Here is a 21,675-nt window from a genome sequence, read left to right as displayed (position 1 = left end):
TATGCCCGATGGCACCGCGCTTATCAGGCCTACGGTGATTTTGTAGGCCAGATAAGGCAAAGCCGCCATCCGGCATTTAACGGTTAGTCTGAAATCAAAAGAGGCTTACTACTCCACCACACACGACAGGACAGGCAGCATGTTGTATGGCTTTTCAGGTGTTATTTTACAGGGCGCAATTGTTACGCTGGAGCTGGCACTCAGCTCGGTGGTACTGGCGGTTCTGATAGGTCTTGTCGGCGCAGCAGCAAAGCTGTCGCAAAGCCGGGCAATGGGGCTTATTTTCGAAGGGTACACAACGCTAATCCGCGGTGTGCCCGATCTGGTCTTAATGCTGCTCATCTTCTACGGATTGCAAATCGCGCTGAATACCATTACCGATGCCATCGGTATCGGCCAGATTGATATTGATCCGATGGTTGCGGGCATTATCACCCTTGGATTCATCTACGGTGCCTACTTTACCGAAACTTTTCGCGGTGCGTTTATGGCTGTACCAAAAGGCCATATTGAAGCCGCGACGGCGTTTGGCTTTACCAGCTCACAAATATTTCGTCGCATTATGTTCCCGGCGATGATGCGATATGCCTTACCGGGAATCGGTAATAACTGGCAGGTTATTCTTAAGGCTACGGCGCTGGTATCGTTGCTTGGACTTGAAGACGTGGTGAAAGCGACTCAGCTTGCCGGGAAGAGTACCTGGGAGCCGTTCTATTTTGCCGTCGTGTGCGGGGTCATCTATCTGGTGTTTACCACTGTTTCTAATGGTGTGCTGCTGTACCTTGAGCGCCGCTATTCCGTGGGTGTGAAGAGGGCTGACCTGTGATCGAGATTATTCAGGAGTACTGGAAGTCCCTGCTGTGGACCGACGGATATCGCTACACTGGCGTCGCTATCACCCTGTGGCTTTTGATTTCGTCAGTAGTGATGGGCGGAATACTGGCACTCTTTTTGGCGATTGGTCGCGTTTCCAGTAACAAATTTATCCAGTTTCCCATCTGGCTATTCACCTATATTTTTCGTGGGACGCCGCTGTACGTTCAGCTACTGGTGTTTTATTCCGGGATGTATACGCTGGAGATAGTTAAAGGCACGGACTTCCTCAACGCGTTTTTCCGCAGCGGGCTGAATTGCACCGTGCTGGCGCTGACGCTGAATACCTGCGCCTATACCACGGAGATTTTCGCCGGGGCTATCCGTTCCGTGCCTCACGGTGAGATTGAGGCTGCGCGCGCATACGGTTTCTCGTCATTCAAACTGTATCGATGCATTATTTTACCTTCCGCGCTGCGTATTGCGCTGCCGGCATACAGCAATGAAGTTATTTTAATGCTGCACTCAACGGCGCTGGCATTTACTGCAACGGTGCCTGATTTGTTGAAAATCGCTCGCGATATCAACTCGGCAACGTATCAGCCGTTTACCGCATTCGGTATTGCCGCTGTGCTGTATTTGATTATTTCGTATGTCCTGATCAGTCTGTTCCGTAAAGCGGAAAAACGCTGGTTGCAGCATGTATCCTCTAAATGATTCGAGTAACACGATGTCTGAAAATAAATTAAACGTTATCGATTTACATAAGCACTACGGCGAACATGAAGTGCTAAAAGGGGTATCGCTGCAGGCCAACGCGGGTGATGTTATCAGCATTATTGGCTCGTCAGGTTCCGGTAAAAGTACCTTCCTGCGCTGCATTAACTTTCTCGAGAAACCGAGTGCCGGGTCGATTGTCGTCAGTGGTCAGAACATTGGTCTGGTGCGCGACAAAGACGGCCAGTTGAAGGTTGCGGACAAAAATCAGCTACGCCTGCTGCGTACGCGTCTGACGATGGTTTTTCAGCACTTTAATCTGTGGAGCCACATGACGGTGCTGGAAAACGTCATGGAAGCGCCGATTCAGGTGTTGGGGCTGAGCAAGCAGGAAGCTCGCGACCGTGCGGTGAAGTATCTGGCTAAAGTGGGCATTGATGAGCGCGCACAGGGCAAATATCCGGTGCACCTGTCCGGTGGTCAGCAGCAGCGTGTTTCCATTGCCCGTGCGCTGGCGATGGAACCGGAAGTGTTATTGTTTGATGAACCTACGTCGGCGCTTGATCCTGAGTTGGTGGGTGAAGTGCTGCGCATTATGCAACAGCTGGCTGAAGAGGGGAAAACCATGGTGGTGGTGACCCACGAAATGGGGTTTGCCCGTCATGTTTCCACGCACGTGATATTCCTGCATCAGGGGAAAATTGAGGAAGAGGGTGACCCGGAGCAGGTATTCGGTAATCCGCAAAGCCCGCGTTTGCAGCAGTTCCTCAAAGGTTCGTTGAAGTAAATCACCTGCCCGGAGGCGCTACGCTTTCCGGGCTTACAATTTTAGCGCGTCGCACTCCAGCCGAAACACCCAGTCGTCGTAGGCGATGCCGTCAATCTCATACGCCTTTTCCAGTACCTGCGTACGTACAAATCCTGTCTTTTCCAGAATACGGATTGAACCTTTATTATCCGCCAGCGCGTATGCGTTTATCGCCGTCACACCTGCATGCTCGAAGGCATACTGGCACACCGCGCGGACGGCTTCGCTGGCAATACCTTTCCCCTGAGCCTGTGGCATGATGGCGTAGCCGAGGTCGGCTTCATGCGGGTAAAGATGGCTGATTTGCAGACCAATATCGCCGAGTGGCGTTGGGCTGTTATGCTCGCGGATGACGAAAGTGTGCTGTGCGGCCAGACGTCTGGCGAATAACAGCCGGGTATCTTTCGCCGGGGCGATGTTGCCCATATAGCGCATGACTTCAGGACATTCACGGAGTTTCTGGAAAAATGACCAGTCAGAAAATTGAAACAAAGAGAGGGTAAGTCGGGGAGTCGATATTATCGCCATAACGTCGCCATTGCGGAAATCTGGTCTATAACCTTACCACCACAACGGCGACTGTGAATAGCGCTTAGGGGTTATCGGATGACATCCGCCAGCGCTTCCTCTAAATCGTACCAGCGAAACGTAAAACCGGAAGCTTCCAGGCGTTTGGGCAATGCGCGTTGTCCACCAAGGACCAGTACTGACGATTCCCCCATCAGCAGTCGCATAGCGGTGGCGGGAACGCGCAGAATGGCAGGGCGGTTCAGAGCGTGACCCAGCGCGTGGGCAAACTGCTCATTGTGCACCGGGTATGGCGAAACCATATTGAAGGGACCGCGTAGATCGTTATTCAACAGCCAGATAATTCCGTTGACCATATCATCAACATGGATCCAGGCCATATACTGGCGTCCGTTACCGATCGGGCCGCCTAAGCCAAGACGAAACGGCGGGACCATTTTTGCCAGAATGCCGCCTGCTGAGGCCAGTACCACGCCGGTACGCAGCATACATACGCGGGTTTTGTCGCTTTGCGCAGTGCTGGCAATTTGCTCCCAGCGGGCGCACAGCTTGTGGGTAAATTCGTTATGCGGTGGCTCTTCTTCCGTAACCACAACTTCGCCCAAATCGCCGTAGTAACCGGTAGCGGAACCGGAGATTAACACTGAGGGCGGCGTCTCGCTGGCATTGATTAAATCGACCAGTTTCTGCGTAATGCCCCAACGGCTCTGGCACAAGCGTTCCTTTTGCTGTGCGCTCCAGCGCTTATCTGCAATAGGCTCTCCGGCAAGGTTAATCACGGCATCAATATTATTGAGATGTTGCCGCTCTTCCAGTCCTTTCCATAACGTGACCCGAGAGTCGAGAATCTGACGAGCCTTATCAGGGGTACGTGTCACTACGATTATCTGATGCCCCAGTTCCAGCAGGCAGGGGATCAGATGACGTCCAATCAGGCCAGTACCGCCGGTAATCAGAATCTGCATGTCGCCTCCCGGGTTACGTTTTAGCGCTGCCAGCTCAGCGTCATTGATACTGAATCGGCATAACGCAATGCGTGAAGTTTATCTATCTCCACTTCAGCATAAGTGACCCAGTGATGTTCGCGTGCGATATCGAGCACATCTTGAGTTAATTTTTCTAACAATGAGAAGCGGTTACCCTCCACGTGGGCAATGATGCTTTTGGTGATAGTGCGATAATTCAGCGCGTCGTTGATATCTTCGCTGGTACGGGCTTTGTCTGCCGGATAGTGAATGGCAATGTTGATGACGATATCCTGGCGATTAAGGATCTCCTCTTCTTTGATGCCGATAAAGGTGCGCAGACGAAGGTTTTTTATACGAATAATGGCGTCAGGTTGTGACATTGCAGGTTTCCTCCATGTATGAACCTCTGCATGATACACGAGAACCGAATTGCGTCACCGCTTCTCACTCTGTGCTTGCTGCATGGCGCGTTCCGTGGCGGGACGCGTACGGATGCGTTCGTGCCAGTTATTGACTGCCGGATAGTTGTCGAGATCGATGCGCTGACGCTGATGGGCGTGGATCCACGGCCAGCAGGCAATGTCAGCAATGCTGTAGTGATCGCCTCCCAGCCAGGGTGACGTTTCCAGACGTTTATTCATCACGTTGTACAGGCGCTGGGTTTCAACCTGGTATCTTTCAATAGCGTAAGGGATCGTTTGCGGAGCGTAATGACTGAAATGATGATTCTGCCCCAGCATAGGACCCAGACCGCTGACCTGCCAGAACAACCACTGGAGCGTGGTGTGGCGTTCGCGTAATTCACCGCTGAGCAGCTTACCGCTCTTCTCCGCCAGATAGAGTAAAATTTCTCCGGACTCAAACAGGCTGATGGGCCTTCCGCCGTCCACCGGGGCATGATCGATAATGGCCGGGATTTTATTGTTCGGCGAGATCTGCAGAAAATCGGGGCGAAACTGGCTACCTTTGCTGATATCGACATGAATCAGACGGTATTGCAGCTGTGCCTCTTCAAGAAACAGCGTGATTTTGTGACCGTTTGGCGATGGCGTGTAATAGAGATCGATCATTTTCAGCATCCGTTTTGTCATGAACCGGGTCATTACAAGTATAGAGCCTGTTGGCGTGCGTGAGTTTTCATCAAGTGACAGCGAGAGAAAGACTCTATATTTTGAAGGCAAGCCAATACACTTCAGAGGACATTATGAGCAAATCTGCAATTACGCTGTGGTCAGATGCCAATTTTTTCTCCCCTTACGTGCTGTCTGTTTATGTTGCTCTGCAAGAGAAAGGGCTACCTTTTACGCTGAAAACCGTTGATCTCAATAGTGGTGAACACTTGCATCCTTCATGGCAAGGTTACGCCTTGACGCGCCGCGTACCGGTTCTTGAGATCGATGGTTTTGAACTGAGCGAATCATCAGCGATTACGGAATTCCTGGAAGAGAGCTTTGCACCGCCACAGTGGGAGCGTATCTACCCACACGATGTACAAAAGCGCGCTCGGGCGCGCCAGGTTCAGGCGTGGATCCGCAGCGATTTAATGCCTATCCGTGAGGAACGATCAACAGATGTCGTTTTTGCTGGCGTGAAGAAAGGACCTTTAAGCGAAGCGGGAAAAGCCAGTGCGGAAAAACTGTTCGCTACTGCGAGCAGTTTACTGAGCCACGGTAAGCAGAATTTATTTGGTGAATGGTGTATCGCTGACTGTGATTTAGCGCTAATGCTTAATCGCCTGGTCCTGAATGGCGATGAGGTTCCTGAAGCGCTTGCGGAATACGCCACCTTCCAGTGGCAGCGCGCTTCAGTACAGCGTTTTATCGCGCTTTCAGCGAAGCGTTCCTGCTGAAAAACGGGCCATAATCCAGTATCATTACAAGGTGATTTTCAGCGAGGAGTGAGTGATGAAACTGATGTTCGCATCGGACATTCATGGTTCGTTGCCAGCCACGGAACGCGTACTCGAACGGTTTGCTGCAAGCGGCGCGCAATGGCTGGTGATATTGGGTGATGTTTTAAACCACGGGCCGCGTAATGCGCTTCCAGAAGGCTATGCGCCTGCGCAGGTTGCTGAACGGCTGAATGAGCTGGCATCGCGAATTATTGCGGTGCGTGGTAATTGCGATAGCGAAGTGGATCAGATGCTCCTGCATTTTCCGATGACTGCGCCGTGGCAGCAAATTCTGACAGAAAACCAGCGACTCTTTTTGACGCACGGACACCTTTTTGGCCCGCAAAATATGCCGGCGCTCAATGCGGGCGATGTTCTGGTTTATGGGCATACTCATCTGCCGGTTGCTGAGCGGCGCGAGGATATCTATCATTTCAATCCCGGCTCGGTAAGCATCCCGAAAGGGGGCTTTGCGGCAAGTTACGGGATTCTGGATGATAATGTTCTCAGCGTAATGGCACTCAATGATCAAAGTGTTATTGCACAGGTCGAGATTAATCCGTAATTTACCCCACAAACATAAACGCGCCGTAAGAGCGCCAGAAAAAAGAAGGTTTCCTGATGGTGGAACAGCGTCGTTTGGCAAGTACTGAATGGGTGGATATTGTGAATGAAGACAACGAAGTCATTGCACAGTCCAGCCGGGAACAAATGCGGGCGCAACGCTTACGCCATCGTGCAACGTATATCGTTGTGCATGATGGTATGGGCAAAATTCTGGTTCAACGTCGCACTGAGACAAAAGATTTTTTGCCCGGCATGCTGGATGCCACCGCAGGCGGTGTGGTTCAGGCTGACGAGCAGATGCTGGAATCAGCGCGTCGTGAAGCAGAAGAGGAACTGGGGATTGCGGGCGTGCCGTTTGCCGAGCATGGTCAGTTTTACTTTGAAGACCAGAACTGTCGCGTATGGGGTGGGTTGTTTAGCTGCGTTTCCCACGGACCGTTTGCGCTTCAGGAAGATGAGGTCAGTGAAGTTTGCTGGTTGACGCCGGAAGAAATTACCGCGCGCTGCGACGAATTTACACCGGACTCCCTGAAAGCCCTGGCGCTGTGGATGACCCGCAACGCCAAGAATGAAGGGGCGAAAGCCGAAAAGCAGGAAGAAGCTGAGTAAACTCTGTTCATCCGGCCTACTGCGTCGAGAAATCGAGTAGGCCGGACGCACACTTTTTAATGGTAACCCATCATCTGCGCGCCAATCACCACCACGCTGGACATAATAAACAGCAGTCCCAACAGCGTAGCACCTACCTTCAGCCAGTTACGAAAATCCACCCGACAAACGCCTAACGTAGCCATCAGAGATGCTGACGTCGGATAGATAATATGACTGAATCCGTCGCCAAACTGGAAGGCCAGGACCGTGACCTGACGGTTTACGCCAACCAGATCGCCCAGCGGTGCCAGTAGCGGCATGGTTAACGCAGCCTGACCAGAGCCGGAAGTGACGAAGAAATTAAATACTGCCTGGAACAATAGCATAAACCACGCCGCGATGGCGTTATCCAGCCCGCTGATGCCATTGGCAATGCTGTGCAGCAGAGTGTTTAACACGCTGGCTTCACCCGCCTCTCCATTACCGACCAGCAGTAAAATGCCTTTGGCAAAACCAACCAGCAGGGCAGGGGCAATCATCATTCGTGCACCCTCAGTGAATGAGGAGGCCATGATGTTGACCGTCATGCCGTTGAGCCGGAACACGACGCCGATAATGCCAATCACCAGACCCATCGTGAAGAACTGACTGGCGATCTCAGGAATAAACCACGCGTTGACGATAACGCCCCAGACAACCCAAATCATCACCGCGGTCAGCACCAGTAGCACTAACCAGTCGCCCAGCGTGAAGCGTCGTTCCACGACCTCGTCCTGCTGCTCGCGAAAGAAGCGGTCGGATTCATGTACCCGGGACAAAAGCGGATTCTTTTTGATACGCGCCGCATAGGCCAGCGTGAAGGTCAGCCCGATTAGTGTAGCGATCACCCAGACCGCGATGCGTAGCCCGGAACCAGAGAGCACCGGTACTCGCAATACCTTGCGCGACCACCACGCAAAATGGGTTCATCCATGAGCTGGCGAAACCAATCTGAGTCGCGATATAGGTAACCAGAACGGTGGTGATACTGTCGTAACCTAGCCGTACCATCAAAGGCGCGATGATAATGGCAAAGGCAACAGCCTCTTCCCCCATGCCAAACACCGCGCCGCCTAAGGAGAAGAGAATAAACAGCACTGGGATAAACAGGACCTCGTTGCCCCGCGTATGGCGAATGAGCGCCAGGATGCCGTTATCAATGGTGCCGGTACGCATAACGATGCCGAATGCACCGCCAATGACCAGCATAAACATAATGATGCCGACAGCAGTGCCGAATTTCGAGCCGGAGGTTAATCCTTCAAACGGGAAATTCATCAGGCCTGGGCGTTCATCTCCGGTGGTGAATAACTGCACCCGGTGATACTGCTCTTCACCTGCGTCGTTGGTCAGAATACGAAAGGAATGGGGGTCAACCACCTTACGGGTTTTGGTTTGTCCATCAACCTGATACTGAACTTCCTGGCTATCGAACATCCCGACGGGAACAACCCATGTTGCCAGACTGGTTAAAATGGCGACGAAAAAAATAATCACCAGCGTGTCGGGCATCGCCCATTTTTTAGCTGGCTGTGATTCTGTTACTGCTGACATGAAAGACTATCCCTGTTGCAACGCAAAAGAGAGTAAGTATGCGAACAGAAGAATGGTTATTCATTGATGCAGCGCATTCAGGCAAATATTTCAGATTATGCCAAAGGGGAAACAGACATAAAAAAACCGGAAATATCAGCTATTTCCGGTTTGATAAGCAGATGTGTTGCCGGATAAGAGATCCGGCACACTCGGCAGATTACTGCTGCTGGGAAGACTGGATCGCGGTCAGTGCGATGGTGTAGACGATATCGTCTACCAGCGCGCCACGAGACAGGTCGTTCACCGGCTTGCGCATACCCTGCAGCATCGGCCCGATGGAGATCAGGTCGGCAGAACGCTGTACCGCTTTGTAGGTGGTGTTACCGGTGTTCAGATCCGGGAAGATGAACACGGTAGCGCGACCTGCAACCGGAGAGTTCGGCGCTTTGGATTTCGCTACGTCAGCCATAACGGCGGCGTCGTACTGCAGCGGACCGTCGATCATCAGGTCAGGACGTTTTTCCTGCGCCAGACGGGTTGCTTCGCGAACTTTCTCTACGTCGCTACCTGCACCAGAAGTACCGGTGGAGTAAGAGAGCATCGCTACGCGCGGTTCGATACCGAAGGCAATTGCGGAATCAGCGGATTGAATCGCGATTTCTGCCAGCTGCTCTGCGGTCGGATCCGGGTTGATCGCGCAGTCGCCGTAAACGTAAACCTGATCCGGCAGCAGCATGAAGAACACGGAAGACACCAGGGAGCTACCCGGCGCAGTTTTGATCAGCTGCAGCGGCGGACGGATGGTGTTCGCGGTGGTGTGTACTGCACCAGAAACCAGGCCGTCAACGTCGTCTTGCTCCAGCATCAGGGTACCGAGAACCACGTTGTCTTCCAGCTGTTCGCGGGCAACGGTTTCGGTCATACCTTTGTTTTTACGCAGTTCGACCAGGCGAGCAACGTAGCTTTCGCGAACCACATCTGGATCAACGATTTCTACGCCAGCGCCCAGTTCAACACCCTGAGAGGCTGCAACGCGGGTGATCTCATCCGGGTTACCCAGCAGTACGCAGGTTGCGATACCACGTTCAGCACAGATGGCTGCTGCTTTAACGGTACGCGGTTCGTCGCCTTCCGGCAGAACAACGCGTTTGCCCGCTTTGCGCGCCAGCTCGGTCAACTGGTAACGGAACGCTGGCGGAGACAGACGACGGCTGCGCTCAGAGGTCGCAGTCAGGGATTCAATCCAGTCAGCGTTGATGTAGTTAGCAACGTATTCCTGGACTTTCTCAATGCGCTCGTGATCGTCAACCGGAACTTCCAGGTTGAAGCTCTGCAGGCTCAGAGAGGTCTGCCAGGTGTTGGTGTTTACCATGAATACCGGCAGGCCGGTTTCAAATGCACGTTCGCACAGTTTAGTGATGCGCGCGTCCATTTCGTAGCCGCCAGTCAGCAGCAGGGCACCGATTTCCACGCCGTTCATGGCCGCCAGGCATGCTGCAACCAGCACGTCAGGACGATCTGCGGAAGTTACCAGCAGGGAGCCTGCGCGGAAGTGTTCCAGCATGTGCGGAATGCTGCGTGCGCAGAACGTCACAGACTTCACGCGACGGGTGTTGATATCGCCTTCGTTAACGATGGTGGCGTTCAGGTGACGCGCCATATCGATTGCACGAGTAGCGATCAGATCGAAGCTCCATGGCACCGCGCCCAGAACCGGCAGTGGGCTGGATTCTTGCAGTTTAGCCGGATCAACTTTGATCACTTTCGCTTTGGAAGAGTCGTCGAAAATCTCGGACAGATCCGGGCGAGTACGGCCCTGCTCATCAACCGGTGCGTTCAGTTTGTTAACGATTACGCCGGTGATGTTGGTGTTTTTCGCGCCGCCGAAGCTGCTGCGAGTCAGTTCAATACGCTCGTTCAGCTGTTCTGGGGTGTCGGTACCCTGAGACATAACGAAGACGATTTCCGCGTTCAGCGTTTTCGCGATTTCGTAGTTCAGGGACTGCGCGAACTGATGTTTACGGGTTGGGACCAGGCCTTCAACCAGTACAACTTCAGCGTCTTTGGTGTTCGCGTGGTAGTTCGCGATGATCTCTTCCATCAGCACATCTTTCTGATTGCTGGACAGCAGAGATTCAACGTGGCTCATCTTCAGCGGCTCAGCGGCTGGCAGAGAAGAGTTAGCGCGGACGATGCTGGTAGTCTGGTCTGGCGCATCGCCACCGGCACGCGGTTGAGCAATCGGCTTAAAGACGCTCAGACGAACGCCTTTGCGTTCCATTGCGCGGATCACGCCAAGGCTGACGCTGGTCAGGCCGACGCTGGTTCCGGTAGGGATCAGCATAATAATACGGGACACGGTTTATCCTCTTTCGTTACCGCCAATTTAGACGGGTTACAAAACAGCACCGCCAGCTAGGCTGGCGGTGTGAAATCAGGCAGTCAGGCGGCTCGCGTCTTGCGCGATAACCAGTTCTTCGTTGGTTGGGATAACCAGCGCAGGACGGGTACCTTCTTTGTTGATGAAACCAGATTTGCCGAAACGTGCGGCCAGGTTACGTTCGTGGTCAACTTCAAAGCCCAGAACGCCCAATTTGCCCAGAGACAGTTCACGAACCATCGCTGCGTTTTCACCGATACCACCGGTGAAGACAACTGCATCCAGACGACCATCCATCAGCGCAGTGTAAGAACCGATGTATTTCGCCAGACGGTGGCAGTAAACGTCCATTGCACGTTTAGCGTCTTCTTTAGTAGCGTAGTTATCTTCAACATAACGGCAGTCGCTGGTGACTTCGGTCAGACCCAGCAGGCCGGACTCTTTGGTCAGCATTTTGTTGATCTGGTCAACGCTCATGCCCAGGGTATCGTGCAGGTGGAAGATGATCGCCGGGTCGATGTCACCGGAACGTGTACCCATCACCAGACCTTCCAGTGGGGTCAGACCCATGGAGGTATCAACACATTTACCGTTACGGATAGCAGATACAGAACCGCCGTTGCCCAGGTGGCAAGTGATGATGTTCAGCTCTTCAACCGGTTTGTTCAGTACTTTTGCCGCTTCCTGAGTGACGAAGAAGTGGCTGGTACCGTGTGCGCCGTAACGACGAACGCCGTGTTCTTTGTAGAGGCTGTACGGCAGAGCATAGAGGTAAGACTCTTCCGGCATAGTCTGATGGAACGCGGTGTCGAATACAGCCACGTTTTTGTCTTTCAGATTAGGGAAGGATTTCAGCGCTTCTGCGATACCGATCAGGTGAGCCGGGTTATGCAGCGGTGCGAAAGAGGCAGAATCTTTGATGCCCTGAATAACGGAATCATCGATAACCACAGAGCTGGTGTACTTCTCACCGCCGTGTACGATACGGTGACCAATAGCGGTCAATTGCGCAGACAATTCTGGTTTTTGTGCCAGAATAGTGTTAACGATAAAGTTCAGCGCTTCACTGTGAGCGGCGCCTGCACCTAAAGCCGCTTCTTGTTTACCGCCGTCCATTTTCCACTTGATACGTGCTTCTGGGAGATGGAAACATTCGGCTAAACCAGAGAGGTATTCTTCACCGTTTACTGCATCGATGATGGCAAATTTCAGTGAGGAGCTACCGCAGTTCAGAACCAGTACTAACTTACTCGACATGGAAGTACCTATTTATGATACGTGGCTAAAAAAACGTCAGGGAGTCATAGAGCGTAGCGCATGATGACACCGACGTTTATGATTAACATCATGCGCCATAGTCTTTTTGGGCACGATGGAATAAATACCTTTGAGTCTATGTCATTTTGCGTATTTTTCAGGCAATGGCATAATGTATGCCAATTTGACGACTCAATGATTTTGGACTACAGGCCTTACAGGCCGGCACAGGATACCTGAATGTGGGTATCAAAGACAAAATGTTTTGAACGATGTCCCTTGTAGTTGTTGTTTTGCACAAATTTTTTAATTTTTATATGTGAAGTTGAGGTAACCGCCATGTCGACACCGGATAATCGCTCCGTCAATTTTTTTAGCTTGTTTCGCCGGGGGCAGCACTATGCAAAGACGTGGCCAATGGAAAAGCGCCTTGCGCCCGTGTTTGTTGAGAACCGCGTGATCCGCATGACGCGTTACGCGATCCGTTTTATGCCGCCTATCGCCGTCTTCACCTTATGTTGGCAAATTGCGTTAGGGGGGCAGTTGGGCCCGGCCGTGGCGACTGCGCTGTTTGCGCTTAGCCTGCCGATGCAGGGGATGTGGTGGCTGGGAAAACGTTCTGTAACGCCGCTGCCGCCTTCAATTCTCAATTGGTTCTACGAAGTTCGGGGTAAATTGCAAGAAGCTGGGCAGGCGCTCTCTCCGGTAGAAGGAAAGCCGGATTACCAGGCGCTGGCTGACACGCTTAAGCGCGCCTTCAAACAACTGGATAAAACTTTCCTTGATGATTTGTAATTGACCCCTGATTACGCATATAAAAGAAGGCACATGATGCCTTCTTTTTTTTCATCGCAGTAGTAGTGATACAGGAGTCCCAAATGGAAATGACCAACGCTCAACGTCTGATTTTGTCGAATCAGTACAAAATGATGACTATGCTCGATCCAACTAACGCCGAGCGTTATCGTCGTTTGCAGACGATTATTGAACGCGGTTACGGCTTGCAGATGCGTGAGCTGGATCGTGAGTTTGGTGAGCTGACGGAAGAAACCTGTCGTACGATTATCGATATTATGGAGATGTATCACGCATTACATGTGTCCTGGACTAATCTTAAGGATGCACAGGCTATTGATGAGCGTCGCGTGACCTTCCTCGGTTTTGACGCTGCAACGGAAGCCCGTTTCCTCGGGTATGTTCGTTTTATGGTCAATGTGGAAGGTCGTTACACCCACTTTGATGCGGGTACGCATGGCTTCAACGCCCAGACCCCAATGTGGGAAAAATATCAGCGTATGCTGAATGTTTGGCACTCTTGCCCGCGTCAGTATCACCTGAGCTCGAATGAAATTAACCAAATCATTAATGCCTGAGGGGGCGAGCGTGCAGTGCAAAGGTTTTCTGTTTGATCTGGATGGAACGCTGGTCGATTCCTTACCCGCAGTAGAGCGTGCGTGGTGCAACTGGGCCGATCGCTTCGGCCTCGATCACGCCGAGGTACTCGGCTTTATTCATGGTAAGCAGGCCATTACCTCCCTGCGACACTTTATGGTGGGCAAGTCTGAGGCAGAGATCGCCGCGGAATTTACCCGTCTGGAGCAGATCGAAGCGACGGAAACTGCCGGGATCACCGCGCTGCCGGGGGCTGTTGATTTACTCAACCATCTCAATAAAGCGGGTATTCCATGGGCGATTGTGACCTCCGGCTCCATGCCGGTCGCACGGGCGCGCCATCGTGTTGCTGGGCTTCCTGCTCCTGAAGTGTTTGTCACCGCCGAGCGGGTAAAGAGAGGGAAACCAGAACCAGACGCGTATCTGTTAGGCGCTCAGCTTCTGGGCCTGGCACCGCAGGAATGTGCAGTGGTGGAAGATGCCCCCGCCGGGGTGCTTTCAGGACTGGCGGCTGGGTGTCATGTCATCGCGGTTAACGCGCCAGCGGATACGCCGCGTCTGGACGAGGTGGATTTTTCGCTGACCAGTCTGGAGCATATTTCTGTGACCAAACAACCCAACGGAAATGTGGTCGTTATAAGAAATACCTGATCATGATTTAGCCCCAGATTGTTGGGGCTTTTTTATGGCAGAATCAGTCCATCCCTCTCATTTAACAAGGATATGTTGTGAACGGTGAATTGATATGGGTTCTCTCATTGCTGGCGATTGCCGTCGTCTTGTTTGCAACTGGCAGAGTGCGTATGGACGCGGTCGCTTTGCTGGTCATTATTGCCTTTGTTCTGAGTGGAACATTGAGCATCACAGAGGCTTTTTCCGGGTTCAGCGATCCTAACGTTATTTTGATAGCGGCTTTATTCATTATCGGCGACGGCCTGGTGCGTACCGGGGTGGCGACGGTAATGGGCGCCTGGCTGGTGAAGGTGGCTGGCAGCAGTGAAGTGAAAATGCTGGTGTTGCTGATGATAACCGTAGCCGGACTCGGCGCCTTCATGAGTTCGACCGGTGTGGTCGCCATCTTTATTCCGGTTGTCTTAAGCGTTTCCATGCGCATGCAAATCTCCCCCTCACGCCTGATGATGCCATTGAGCTTTGCCGGATTGATAAGCGGCATGATGACGCTGGTGGCAACGCCGCCGAACCTGGTCGTCAACAGTGAATTGTTACGTGAAGGACTTAACGGTTTTAGCTTTTTTAGCGTAACCCCACTGGGGCTGGTGGTGTTGGTACTCGGCATAATTTATATGCTGGTGATGCGTTTTATGCTGAAAGGCGAAGACTCCGGGCAGCCGGGAGACGGCTGGAAGCGCCGGACCTTTCGCGACCTGATTAAAGAATATCGCCTGACAGGACGTGCTCGTCGCCTGGCGATTCGCCCGGGTTCTCCCATGATTGGCCAACGTCTGGATGACCTGAAATTGCGTGAGCGCTACGGGGCAAACGTGATTGGTGTTGAACGCTGGCGGCGTTTTCGCCGCGTGATTGTTGATGTTAACGGGGTTTCTGAGTTCCGTGCCCGTGACGTATTGCTGATCGATATGTCAGCGGCCGACGTTGACCTGCGTGAATTTTGCAGCGAGCAACTGTTGGAGCCAATGGTGCTGCGTGGCGAATACTTCTCTGAGCAGGCGCTTGATGTGGGTATGGCCGAGATTTCATTGATCCCTGAATCGGAATTGATCGGCAAAACGGTACGGGAAATCGCCTTTCGCACACGTTATGGTCTGAATGTCGTCGGACTGAAGCGTGATGGTGCGGCGCTGGACGGGGCGGTCGTCAATGAGCCGCTGCTGATGGGCGATATTATTCTGGTGGTGGGTAACTGGAAACTCATCACTTTGTTGGGGCAAAAAGGGCGCGATTTCGTGGTGCTGAATATGCCCGTGGAAGTTAGTGAAGCCTCCCCGGCGCACAGCCAGGCGCCGCATGCGATTTTCTGTCTGGTGCTGATGGTCGCGTTAATGCTCACCGATGAAATTCCTAATACGGTTGCCGCGATTATCGCCTGTTTGCTGATGGGAAAATTCCGTTGCATTGATGCCGAAAGCGCCTATAAAGCCATTCACTGGCCAAGTATTATTTTGATTGTCGGAATGATGCCCTTTGCGCTGGCATTACAGAAAACGGGTGGTGTTGATCTGGTGGTTAAAGGGTTAATGGACGTTGGTGGAGGGTACGGCCCGTATATGATGCTGGGCTGCCTGTTCGTGCTGTGCGCGACCATTGGGTTATTTATCTCTAACACTGCGACGGCGGTACTGATGGCGCCGATTGCGCTGGCGGCAGCAAAGTCTATGGGCGTTTCGCCGTATCCTTTTGCGATGGTGATTGCGATGGCGGCTTCCGCAGCCTTTATGACGCCAGTTTCTTCACCGGTAAACACACTGGTGCTCGGGCCGGGTAACTACAGCTTTAGCGATTTCGTAAAAATTGGCGTGCCGTTTACCATCATTGTGATGGTGGTGTGCGTGGTGATGATCCCGATGCTGTTTCCGTTTTGATTTTTATGTGCCGGATGGCGGCTAACGCCTTATCCGGCCTACAAAGGTAACGTTGTCGCAAACTTACAATGGAGAATCCTGACTGATTTCATCTAAGGAGAGGTGAAAACTCGGGACGAACACGTCCATAAAGTAGTCCATCTCTTCGCTTCGTCGTGACTCCAGCGTTTTTTCCAGACGTGTTTTCGCCAGCAGAAATTCGTTGTTACCGGCGGAGAGTTCTTCCAGGCACTTCAGATACGCGCACAGGGCATCGGCCTGTTTAACAATCGACCTCTCTTCTTCGCTTAAGGCATGTTCATCAATGAGTGGCGCAAAAATATCGCGCAGCTCATCAGGAACCATATCGACCAGTTTTTGTTGGGCAATTTTCTCTATCGCTTTATATTCCTGAGCAATCTGCGAGTTAAAATATTTCACTGGGGTAGGGAGATCGCCGGTTAACACCTCTGACGCATCGTGATACATCGCCAGCAGGGCAATACGCTCAGCATTAACCTGACCACCAAATTTACGGTTTTTAATTGCGGCCAGCGCATGGGCAACCATGGCAACCTGCAGACTGTGTTCGGACACGTTTTCGGTGCGCACGTTGCGCATCAGCGGCCAGCGGTTAATGAGTTTCAGACGGGAGAGGTGGGCAAAAAAGTGGCTCTGCTTCATAACGACCCTTACTCAGTGACTTCAGTAACGGTATTTTGCGCAGAGAGTGCTACCGGATGCAAACCCGGCAGCACTTTGCGTGGTTACAGCTGGCGATACCCTGACAGGAAACGCTCAAATTTACTCAGCGACATTTCGATATCGTCAATACGCGGTAGCGTGACGATGCGGAAATGATCCGGCCACGGCCAGTTGAATGCCGTCCCCTGGACCAGCAGTACTTTTTCCTGCAACAGGAAGTCGAGTACCATCTTCTGGTCGTCATGAATATTGAAGCGTTTAGCATCAATTTTCGGGAACATATACAGCGCACCGCGCGGTTTTACGCAAGAGACGCCGGGGATGTCATTAAGCAGTTCCCAGGCGCGGTTACGTTGCTCATACAGACGTCCGCCAGGCATGATGAATTCGCTGATGCTCTGATATCCACCCAGTGCGGTTTGAATGGCATGTTGTGCCGGAACGTTGGCACACAGGCGCATAGAAGCCAGCATCTCAAGGCCTTCGATATACCCTTTGGCATGTTTCTTCGGTCCGTTCAGTACCATCCAGCCCTGGCGGAAACCGGCAACACGATAGGTTTTTGACAGGCCGTTAAAGGTAATAGTCAGCAGGTCAGGGGCCATTGCCGCAATTGAGTGGTGCTCGGCGTCATCGTAAAGAATTTTGTCGTAAATCTCGTCCGCAAAGATGATGAGATTGTTTTGGCGGGCAATCTCAACAATCTCCATCAGCAGCTCTTTAGAATACACCGCGCCAGTAGGGTTGTTTGGGTTGATGATGACGATCCCACGGGTACGCGGCGTAATTTTGGCGCGGATATCATCCAGGTCCGGGAACCAGTCTGACGATTCGTCACACAGGTAGTGCACGGCATTACCACCAGAGAGCGAAACCGCCGCCGTCCACAGTGGATAATCAGGTGCAGGAACCAGCATTTCGTCCCCACTGTTTAGCAATGCCTGCATGGCCTGCACAATCAATTCAGATACGCCGTTACCGATATAGATATCTTCCACGGTTACGTCGCGCATCCCACGGGCCTGGTAATGCTGCATGATTGCTTTGCGGGCTGAATAAAGGCCTTTGGAATCGCAATATCCTTGCGCAGTTGGCAAATTGCGGATCACATCCACCAAAATTTCATCTGGCGCTTCAAACCCGAAAGGCGCAGGGTTGCCGATGTTCAGTTTCAGAACTTTGTTGCCTTCTTCTTCCAGGCGCTTTGCTTCCTTCAGAACCGGGCCGCGAATGTCATAACAGACGTTTTCTAATTTGCTGGATTTTTCAATGGGGGACATGAACGTTGACCTTTTTAGCTGTGAATGCCACTCCCTGCCGTGGAAGTCAGCCCAGCACAATGTACTCCCACGACGGTGAGTTTTGAAGGGTCTTTGGTAGAAGATTTTGGAAAGCAGGAGGATTATAATTCACTGTTAATAACTAAATAATATGATTTTTGTAGAGTAATAATCTGGGTTGTTGGGTTTTTTGTGGTTTATATTTTGCTTTGTTAGTGTGGGTGTGGTGATTTGTCTGGCCTAAAAATGTTAGGCCTGTAAAGAAAAAGGTAGTCGAGATCTCAGCTGAATGGCGTAATTCGAAAATACTGAGGTTTTGCCTGCGAAATCTGTTATCGGTCTGATCTCTGCGTGATGCGGTGTGAATCCATTGTTAAGCATAATTAATGAATTGAGAGATTCTTAATTAATTATTATTTATTATTTAAACGACATCAAATTGAGTGGGCCAATAATACGAAAACCGTTGCGCTGACATAACACCAATTTGCCCGGAATTATTCGCGATAACACTTATAAATATAGTGGTTTTAGGTTAAGATAACTCCTATGAAATGGTGTGTAGTACGAATTTTACGATAATTCAAATGTTTGTTGGTTGTTCCTAACATCCTGAAAAGTTAGTTTTTAATGTGTAAATTATTGTTCGTTAACTATTTTTTAAATTTACAAAATTTACATGTTTCCCATTAGTCAGAATCATCCAGCAGCTAAAAATACGGCTCTTTCTCGTTGCTATATTCCGATGAATATCACGGGTATTAAAATAGCTCAGAAAGAGAATTGTTTCGTTTGTTAAACCAAATACATCCTTATTTTCACTTGGTTACACTAAGCGAAACTGAAGGGAGGCACATTACAAATGGAGTTGTTTGATTCTGAATGCACAGCATTAACCCGGTATGACCCGCGAGTAAGTGAAAAACTATGATAAATGCAAATCGTCCGATAATTAACCTCGACCTCGATCTGCTGAGAACCTTTGTTGCTGTTGCCGACCTGAATACCTTTGCGGCTGCGGCAGCTGCGGTATGTCGAACTCAGTCTGCGGTAAGTCAGCAAATGCAGCGTCTTGAACAACTTGTGGGGAAAGAGTTGTTCGCGCGCCATGGACGCAACAAACTGCTGACCGAACATGGTATCCAGTTGTTGGGTTACGCCAGGAAAATACTGCGATTTAATGATGAGGCATGCTCATCATTGATGTTTAACAATCTTCAGGGGGTGTTAACTATCGGTGCTTCTGATGAATCCGCCGATACCATACTCCCTTTTCTGCTTAACCGTATAAGTTCGGTTTATCCGAAACTTGCACTGGATGTAAGAGTGAAACGCAATGCCTACATGGTGGAGATGCTTAAGTCGCAAGAAGTGGATTTAGTGGTCACCACTAACCGACCTGGCGATTTTGAGTGCCTGAATTTGCGGACTTCACCGACGCACTGGTATTGCGCAGCCGAATATATCCTGCAAAAAGGGGAACCGGTGCCGTTAGTTCTGCTGGACGATCCCAGCCCGTTTCGCGATATCGTGCTAGCGACGTTGAATGCAGCACAGATCCCGTGGCGTCTGGCCTATGTCGCTTCAACATTGCCTGCGGTCCGCGCGGCGGTAAAAGCAGGGCTGGGCGTTACTGCCCGTCCTGTCGAAATGATGAGCCCTGATTTACGCGTACTGGGTGCGGCAGACGGATTGCCACCTCTGCCTGATACCGAGTATCTGCTGTGCAGCGATCCGGCCACGCAAAATGAATTAGCTCAGGTTATCTTTAAGTCGATGCAGACATATCAAAATCCTTGGCAATACAATCAGTTTACCCCTGAAGGGGGAGATGACTCGCTGATTGTTGAGGGCGACTTTGAGTAAAGCGTCACAAAAAAACGTTTTAAAATGTAAGTGTAAAAAAGAGCCACTGATGATGAAAAAACATCCAGCGGCTCTTTTTTTATGCAAATATTACTGCTTTCTGTTCATTCATATACTAAAACTTAACAAAATCAGCAGGTAAAAAAACTGACTGACAATAGGATGAAAAATAATCAGCTGAGTTGTTAAATGTTTCCATGTTAAAAAACTAGAGAAATTGTTGCTGTTTTTTATGGTGAATTAACAAAAGCGTGTCACAGATCAAGAAAATACTCCCATTTAGGGGGAGGCATCTGGGTGAATTCCTGTCAAAATAGACGTGTATTATCTTTTTTACTTCACTACGGACACGATTCAACAACATTAAAAATGACCGATGATGCAATCGAAATAGGTCTAAAGAGCACTTTATGTTAATGAAGTTGGAACAGTGTAAAATAATGTGAAGAAACTTTTGTTAAAGTTGACAAAAGGTTATAGAAAGGAGTAAAAAACCCCATCAATTAGCTGTATAAAATGATTTTTCACAGTGATTGTAAGGTTTTTTTTATTCCTCCCCATGAATCGATGTGGCGTTCATCTGCCGAAAAGAGCAGAGAATTTGGCGCTACTTTTGATGAGTAAGCAATGAGTATGTCAACATCCACTGAAATCATCGCTCATCACTGGGCATTCGCTATCTTTCTTATCGTTGCCATTGGCCTGTGCTGCCTGATGCTCGTCGGCGGCTGGTTTTTAGGGGGTCGCGCACGCGCGAGATCTAAAAACGTGCCGTTTGAATCAGGTATCGACTCGGTCGGCACCGCCCGCCTGCGCCTGTCTGCCAAGTTTTATCTGGTAGCCATGTTCTTCGTTATCTTCGACGTTGAAGCGCTGTATCTGTTCGCATGGTCAACTTCTATCCGTGAAAGCGGCTGGATTGGCTTTGTGGAAGCTGCAATTTTTATTTTTGTGTTACTGGCAGGTCTGGTTTATCTGGTGCGTATTGGCGCGCTGGACTGGACGCCCGCGCGTTCACGCCGCGAGCGTATGAACCCGGAAACGAACAGTATCGCTAATCGTCAACGCTAACCGCGAGGCATTAAGATGGATTATACGCTCACCCGCATAGATCCTAACGGTGAGAACGACCGTTACCCCCTGCAAAAACAGGAGATCGTAACCGACCCCCTGGAACAAGAAGTTAACAAAAACGTGTTCATGGGCAAACTGCATGACATGGTTAACTGGGGCCGTAAAAACTCAATTTGGCCATATAACTTTGGCCTTTCCTGCTGCTACGTTGAGATGGTGACCTCGTTTACCGCCGTGCACGATGTGGCCCGTTTTGGTGCGGAAGTACTGCGTGCATCGCCGCGTCAGGCTGACCTGATGGTCGTAGCCGGAACCTGCTTTACCAAAATGGCGCCAGTTATTCAGCGCCTCTACGATCAGATGCTGGAACCGAAATGGGTTATTTCCATGGGCGCATGCGCCAACTCCGGCGGTATGTACGACATCTATTCTGTGGTGCAGGGCGTTGATAAATTTATTCCGGTCGATGTGTACATCCCGGGATGTCCGCCGCGCCCAGAAGCGTATATGCAGGCTCTGATGCTGCTGCAAGATTCCATTGGCAAAGAACGCCGTCCGCTCTCCTGGGTGGTTGGCGATCAGGGCGTTTATCGCGCCAATATGCAGTCAGAACGCGAGCGTAAACGCGGCGAACGTATTGCTGTAACGAATCTTCGTACACCAGACGAGATTTAATTTGCGCCTGTCGGCAGCAGCACTTCCTTCGCTTATCACTATATAAAT

General features: G+C 51.0%; 21 protein-coding genes and 1 pseudogene. 13 read left to right on the top strand and 9 right to left on the bottom strand.

Features of this window, described 5'->3' with window-relative positions:
• Positions 1 to 139 precede the first annotated feature (139 nt).
• The 3 genes from OGY71_RS07905 to hisP are packed head-to-tail and all read left to right on the top strand — an operon-like array spanning position 140 to position 2,317.
• On the top strand, positions 140 to 826 hold the full coding sequence (locus OGY71_RS07905; protein WP_003028118.1) for a histidine ABC transporter permease HisQ: 687 nt from the start codon (positions 140 to 142) through the stop codon (positions 824 to 826).
• On the top strand, positions 823 to 1,530 hold the full coding sequence (gene hisM, locus OGY71_RS07900) for a histidine ABC transporter permease HisM (protein WP_003028116.1): 708 nt from the start codon (positions 823 to 825) through the stop codon (positions 1,528 to 1,530). The genes OGY71_RS07905 and hisM overlap by 4 nt, the downstream gene beginning before the upstream one ends.
• A 13-nt stretch (positions 1,531 to 1,543) precedes the next feature.
• Positions 1,544 to 2,317: a histidine ABC transporter ATP-binding protein HisP gene (hisP, locus tag OGY71_RS07895; protein ID WP_003028114.1), complete on the top strand. Its 774-nt coding sequence runs from the start codon at positions 1,544 to 1,546 to the stop codon at positions 2,315 to 2,317.
• Positions 2,318 to 2,350: 33 nt separating this feature from the next.
• Here hisP and OGY71_RS07890 read toward each other — a convergent pair whose 3' ends face one another.
• The 4 genes from OGY71_RS07890 to yfcG all read right to left on the bottom strand — a co-directional run bounded on the left by OGY71_RS07890 (position 2,351) and on the right by yfcG (position 4,904).
• A complete protein-coding gene (locus OGY71_RS07890; RefSeq protein ID WP_072025571.1) occupies positions 2,351 to 2,866 on the bottom strand; it encodes a GNAT family N-acetyltransferase in 516 nt (171 codons plus the stop codon).
• Positions 2,867 to 2,937: 71 nt separating this feature from the next.
• The gene (locus OGY71_RS07885; protein ID WP_003834782.1) at positions 2,938 to 3,831 is read right to left on the bottom strand and encodes a TIGR01777 family oxidoreductase; all 894 of its coding nucleotides are present in this window, start codon (positions 3,829 to 3,831) and stop codon (positions 2,938 to 2,940) included.
• A 20-nt stretch (positions 3,832 to 3,851) separates the two neighbouring features.
• The gene (gene folX / locus OGY71_RS07880) at positions 3,852 to 4,214 is read right to left on the bottom strand and encodes a dihydroneopterin triphosphate 2'-epimerase (RefSeq protein ID WP_003028107.1); all 363 of its coding nucleotides are present in this window, start codon (positions 4,212 to 4,214) and stop codon (positions 3,852 to 3,854) included.
• 54 nt (positions 4,215 to 4,268) lie between these two features.
• Positions 4,269 to 4,904, bottom strand: coding sequence for a GSH-dependent disulfide bond oxidoreductase (gene yfcG / locus OGY71_RS07875; RefSeq protein WP_003834779.1), 636 nt, complete (start codon positions 4,902 to 4,904; stop codon positions 4,269 to 4,271).
• A gap of 134 nt (positions 4,905 to 5,038) precedes the next feature.
• Between yfcG and yfcF the strand changes: the two genes are divergently transcribed.
• Genes yfcF through yfcD form a run of 3 tightly spaced genes read left to right on the top strand, consistent with a single transcriptional unit; the run spans position 5,039 to position 6,901 of the window.
• Positions 5,039 to 5,683 (top strand): glutathione transferase, encoded by a 645-nt coding sequence (yfcF, locus tag OGY71_RS07870; RefSeq protein ID WP_003834778.1) that lies wholly within the window; start codon positions 5,039 to 5,041, stop codon positions 5,681 to 5,683.
• 55 nt (positions 5,684 to 5,738) lie between these two features.
• Entirely contained in the window at positions 5,739 to 6,290 is a 552-nt protein-coding gene (gene yfcE / locus OGY71_RS07865; RefSeq protein WP_003834777.1) for a phosphodiesterase, read from the top strand.
• 56 nt (positions 6,291 to 6,346) lie between these two features.
• Positions 6,347 to 6,901 carry an NUDIX hydrolase YfcD gene (gene yfcD / locus OGY71_RS07860; RefSeq protein WP_003834775.1) on the top strand — a complete coding sequence of 185 codons (555 nt, stop codon included), beginning with the start codon at positions 6,347 to 6,349 and terminating at the stop codon, positions 6,899 to 6,901.
• A 56-nt stretch (positions 6,902 to 6,957) separates the two neighbouring features.
• Here the strand turns inward: yfcD and yfcC are convergent.
• The 3 genes and pseudogenes from yfcC to ackA all read right to left on the bottom strand — a co-directional run bounded on the left by yfcC (position 6,958) and on the right by ackA (position 12,095).
• A pseudogene (gene yfcC, locus OGY71_RS07855) lies at positions 6,958 to 8,476 on the bottom strand (putative basic amino acid antiporter YfcC).
• A gap of 199 nt (positions 8,477 to 8,675) precedes the next feature.
• Complete coding sequence (gene pta, locus OGY71_RS07850) at positions 8,676 to 10,817, bottom strand: phosphate acetyltransferase (protein ID WP_003834771.1); 2,142 nt, start codon at positions 10,815 to 10,817, stop codon at positions 8,676 to 8,678.
• 75 nt (positions 10,818 to 10,892) lie between these two features.
• Entirely contained in the window at positions 10,893 to 12,095 is a 1,203-nt protein-coding gene (ackA, locus tag OGY71_RS07845; protein WP_003834770.1) for an acetate kinase, read from the bottom strand.
• Positions 12,096 to 12,434: 339 nt separating this feature from the next.
• Here ackA and yfbV point away from each other — a divergent pair, with 339 nt between their 5' ends.
• The 4 genes from yfbV (at position 12,435) to OGY71_RS07825 (ending at position 16,048) form a co-directional block, all read left to right on the top strand.
• Positions 12,435 to 12,890 carry a terminus macrodomain insulation protein YfbV gene (yfbV, locus tag OGY71_RS07840; protein WP_003028087.1) on the top strand — a complete coding sequence of 152 codons (456 nt, stop codon included), beginning with the start codon at positions 12,435 to 12,437 and terminating at the stop codon, positions 12,888 to 12,890.
• A gap of 83 nt (positions 12,891 to 12,973) precedes the next feature.
• Positions 12,974 to 13,468 (top strand): YfbU family protein, encoded by a 495-nt coding sequence (locus OGY71_RS07835; protein WP_125112635.1) that lies wholly within the window; start codon positions 12,974 to 12,976, stop codon positions 13,466 to 13,468.
• Positions 13,461 to 14,138, top strand: coding sequence for a sugar phosphatase (locus OGY71_RS07830; protein WP_008785348.1), 678 nt, complete (start codon positions 13,461 to 13,463; stop codon positions 14,136 to 14,138). The genes OGY71_RS07835 and OGY71_RS07830 overlap by 8 nt, the downstream gene beginning before the upstream one ends.
• A gap of 77 nt (positions 14,139 to 14,215) precedes the next feature.
• Entirely contained in the window at positions 14,216 to 16,048 is a 1,833-nt protein-coding gene (locus OGY71_RS07825) for an SLC13 family permease (RefSeq protein WP_126317642.1), read from the top strand.
• A 63-nt stretch (positions 16,049 to 16,111) separates the two neighbouring features.
• On the opposite strand, the gene yfbR is transcribed toward OGY71_RS07825, so the two are convergent.
• Positions 16,112 to 16,711, bottom strand: coding sequence for a 5'-deoxynucleotidase (gene yfbR, locus OGY71_RS07820; RefSeq protein ID WP_003028083.1), 600 nt, complete (start codon positions 16,709 to 16,711; stop codon positions 16,112 to 16,114).
• Positions 16,712 to 16,794: 83 nt separating this feature from the next.
• A complete protein-coding gene (gene alaA, locus OGY71_RS07815) occupies positions 16,795 to 18,012 on the bottom strand; it encodes an alanine transaminase AlaA (protein ID WP_003028082.1) in 1,218 nt (405 codons plus the stop codon).
• 927 nt (positions 18,013 to 18,939) lie between these two features.
• Here alaA and lrhA point away from each other — a divergent pair.
• From lrhA to nuoB, 3 genes are all read left to right on the top strand, one after another.
• Positions 18,940 to 19,878: a transcriptional regulator LrhA gene (gene lrhA, locus OGY71_RS07810; protein WP_003834760.1), complete on the top strand. Its 939-nt coding sequence runs from the start codon at positions 18,940 to 18,942 to the stop codon at positions 19,876 to 19,878.
• Between the two features lie 627 nt (positions 19,879 to 20,505).
• A complete protein-coding gene (nuoA, locus tag OGY71_RS07805; RefSeq protein ID WP_003028077.1) occupies positions 20,506 to 20,949 on the top strand; it encodes an NADH-quinone oxidoreductase subunit NuoA in 444 nt (147 codons plus the stop codon).
• A gap of 15 nt (positions 20,950 to 20,964) precedes the next feature.
• The gene (gene nuoB, locus OGY71_RS07800) at positions 20,965 to 21,627 is read left to right on the top strand and encodes an NADH-quinone oxidoreductase subunit NuoB (RefSeq protein ID WP_003028075.1); all 663 of its coding nucleotides are present in this window, start codon (positions 20,965 to 20,967) and stop codon (positions 21,625 to 21,627) included.
• Positions 21,628 to 21,675: the final 48 nt, after the last annotated feature.

The sequence above is a fragment of the Citrobacter sp. Cpo109 genome, assembly GCF_030332565.1.
GTDB lineage: Bacteria > Pseudomonadota > Gammaproteobacteria > Enterobacterales > Enterobacteriaceae > Citrobacter > Citrobacter portucalensis.
This window is presented reverse-complemented; position numbering and strand designations above follow the sequence as displayed.

Coding starts and splice junctions, on each gene's coding strand:
- yfbV (WP_003028087.1), top strand. CDS start 12,435: ATGTCGACACCGGATAATCGCTCCGTCAATTTTTTTAGCTTGTTTCGC.
- yfcG (WP_003834779.1), bottom strand. CDS start 4,904: ATGATCGATCTCTATTACACGCCATCGCCAAACGGTCACAAAATCACG.
- yfcF (WP_003834778.1), top strand. CDS start 5,039: ATGAGCAAATCTGCAATTACGCTGTGGTCAGATGCCAATTTTTTCTCC.
- folX (WP_003028107.1), bottom strand. CDS start 4,214: ATGTCACAACCTGACGCCATTATTCGTATAAAAAACCTTCGTCTGCGC.
- alaA (WP_003028082.1), bottom strand. CDS start 18,012: ATGTCCCCCATTGAAAAATCCAGCAAATTAGAAAACGTCTGTTATGAC.
- nuoA (WP_003028077.1), top strand. CDS start 20,506: ATGAGTATGTCAACATCCACTGAAATCATCGCTCATCACTGGGCATTC.
- OGY71_RS07835 (WP_125112635.1), top strand. CDS start 12,974: ATGGAAATGACCAACGCTCAACGTCTGATTTTGTCGAATCAGTACAAA.
- nuoB (WP_003028075.1), top strand. CDS start 20,965: ATGGATTATACGCTCACCCGCATAGATCCTAACGGTGAGAACGACCGT.
- ackA (WP_003834770.1), bottom strand. CDS start 12,095: ATGTCGAGTAAGTTAGTACTGGTTCTGAACTGCGGTAGCTCCTCACTG.
- yfbR (WP_003028083.1), bottom strand. CDS start 16,711: ATGAAGCAGAGCCACTTTTTTGCCCACCTCTCCCGTCTGAAACTCATT.
- lrhA (WP_003834760.1), top strand. CDS start 18,940: ATGATAAATGCAAATCGTCCGATAATTAACCTCGACCTCGATCTGCTG.
- yfcE (WP_003834777.1), top strand. CDS start 5,739: ATGAAACTGATGTTCGCATCGGACATTCATGGTTCGTTGCCAGCCACG.
- OGY71_RS07885 (WP_003834782.1), bottom strand. CDS start 3,831: ATGCAGATTCTGATTACCGGCGGTACTGGCCTGATTGGACGTCATCTG.
- OGY71_RS07905 (WP_003028118.1), top strand. CDS start 140: ATGTTGTATGGCTTTTCAGGTGTTATTTTACAGGGCGCAATTGTTACG.
- OGY71_RS07830 (WP_008785348.1), top strand. CDS start 13,461: ATGCCTGAGGGGGCGAGCGTGCAGTGCAAAGGTTTTCTGTTTGATCTG.
- OGY71_RS07890 (WP_072025571.1), bottom strand. CDS start 2,866: ATGGCGATAATATCGACTCCCCGACTTACCCTCTCTTTGTTTCAATTT.
- hisP (WP_003028114.1), top strand. CDS start 1,544: ATGTCTGAAAATAAATTAAACGTTATCGATTTACATAAGCACTACGGC.
- yfcD (WP_003834775.1), top strand. CDS start 6,347: ATGGTGGAACAGCGTCGTTTGGCAAGTACTGAATGGGTGGATATTGTG.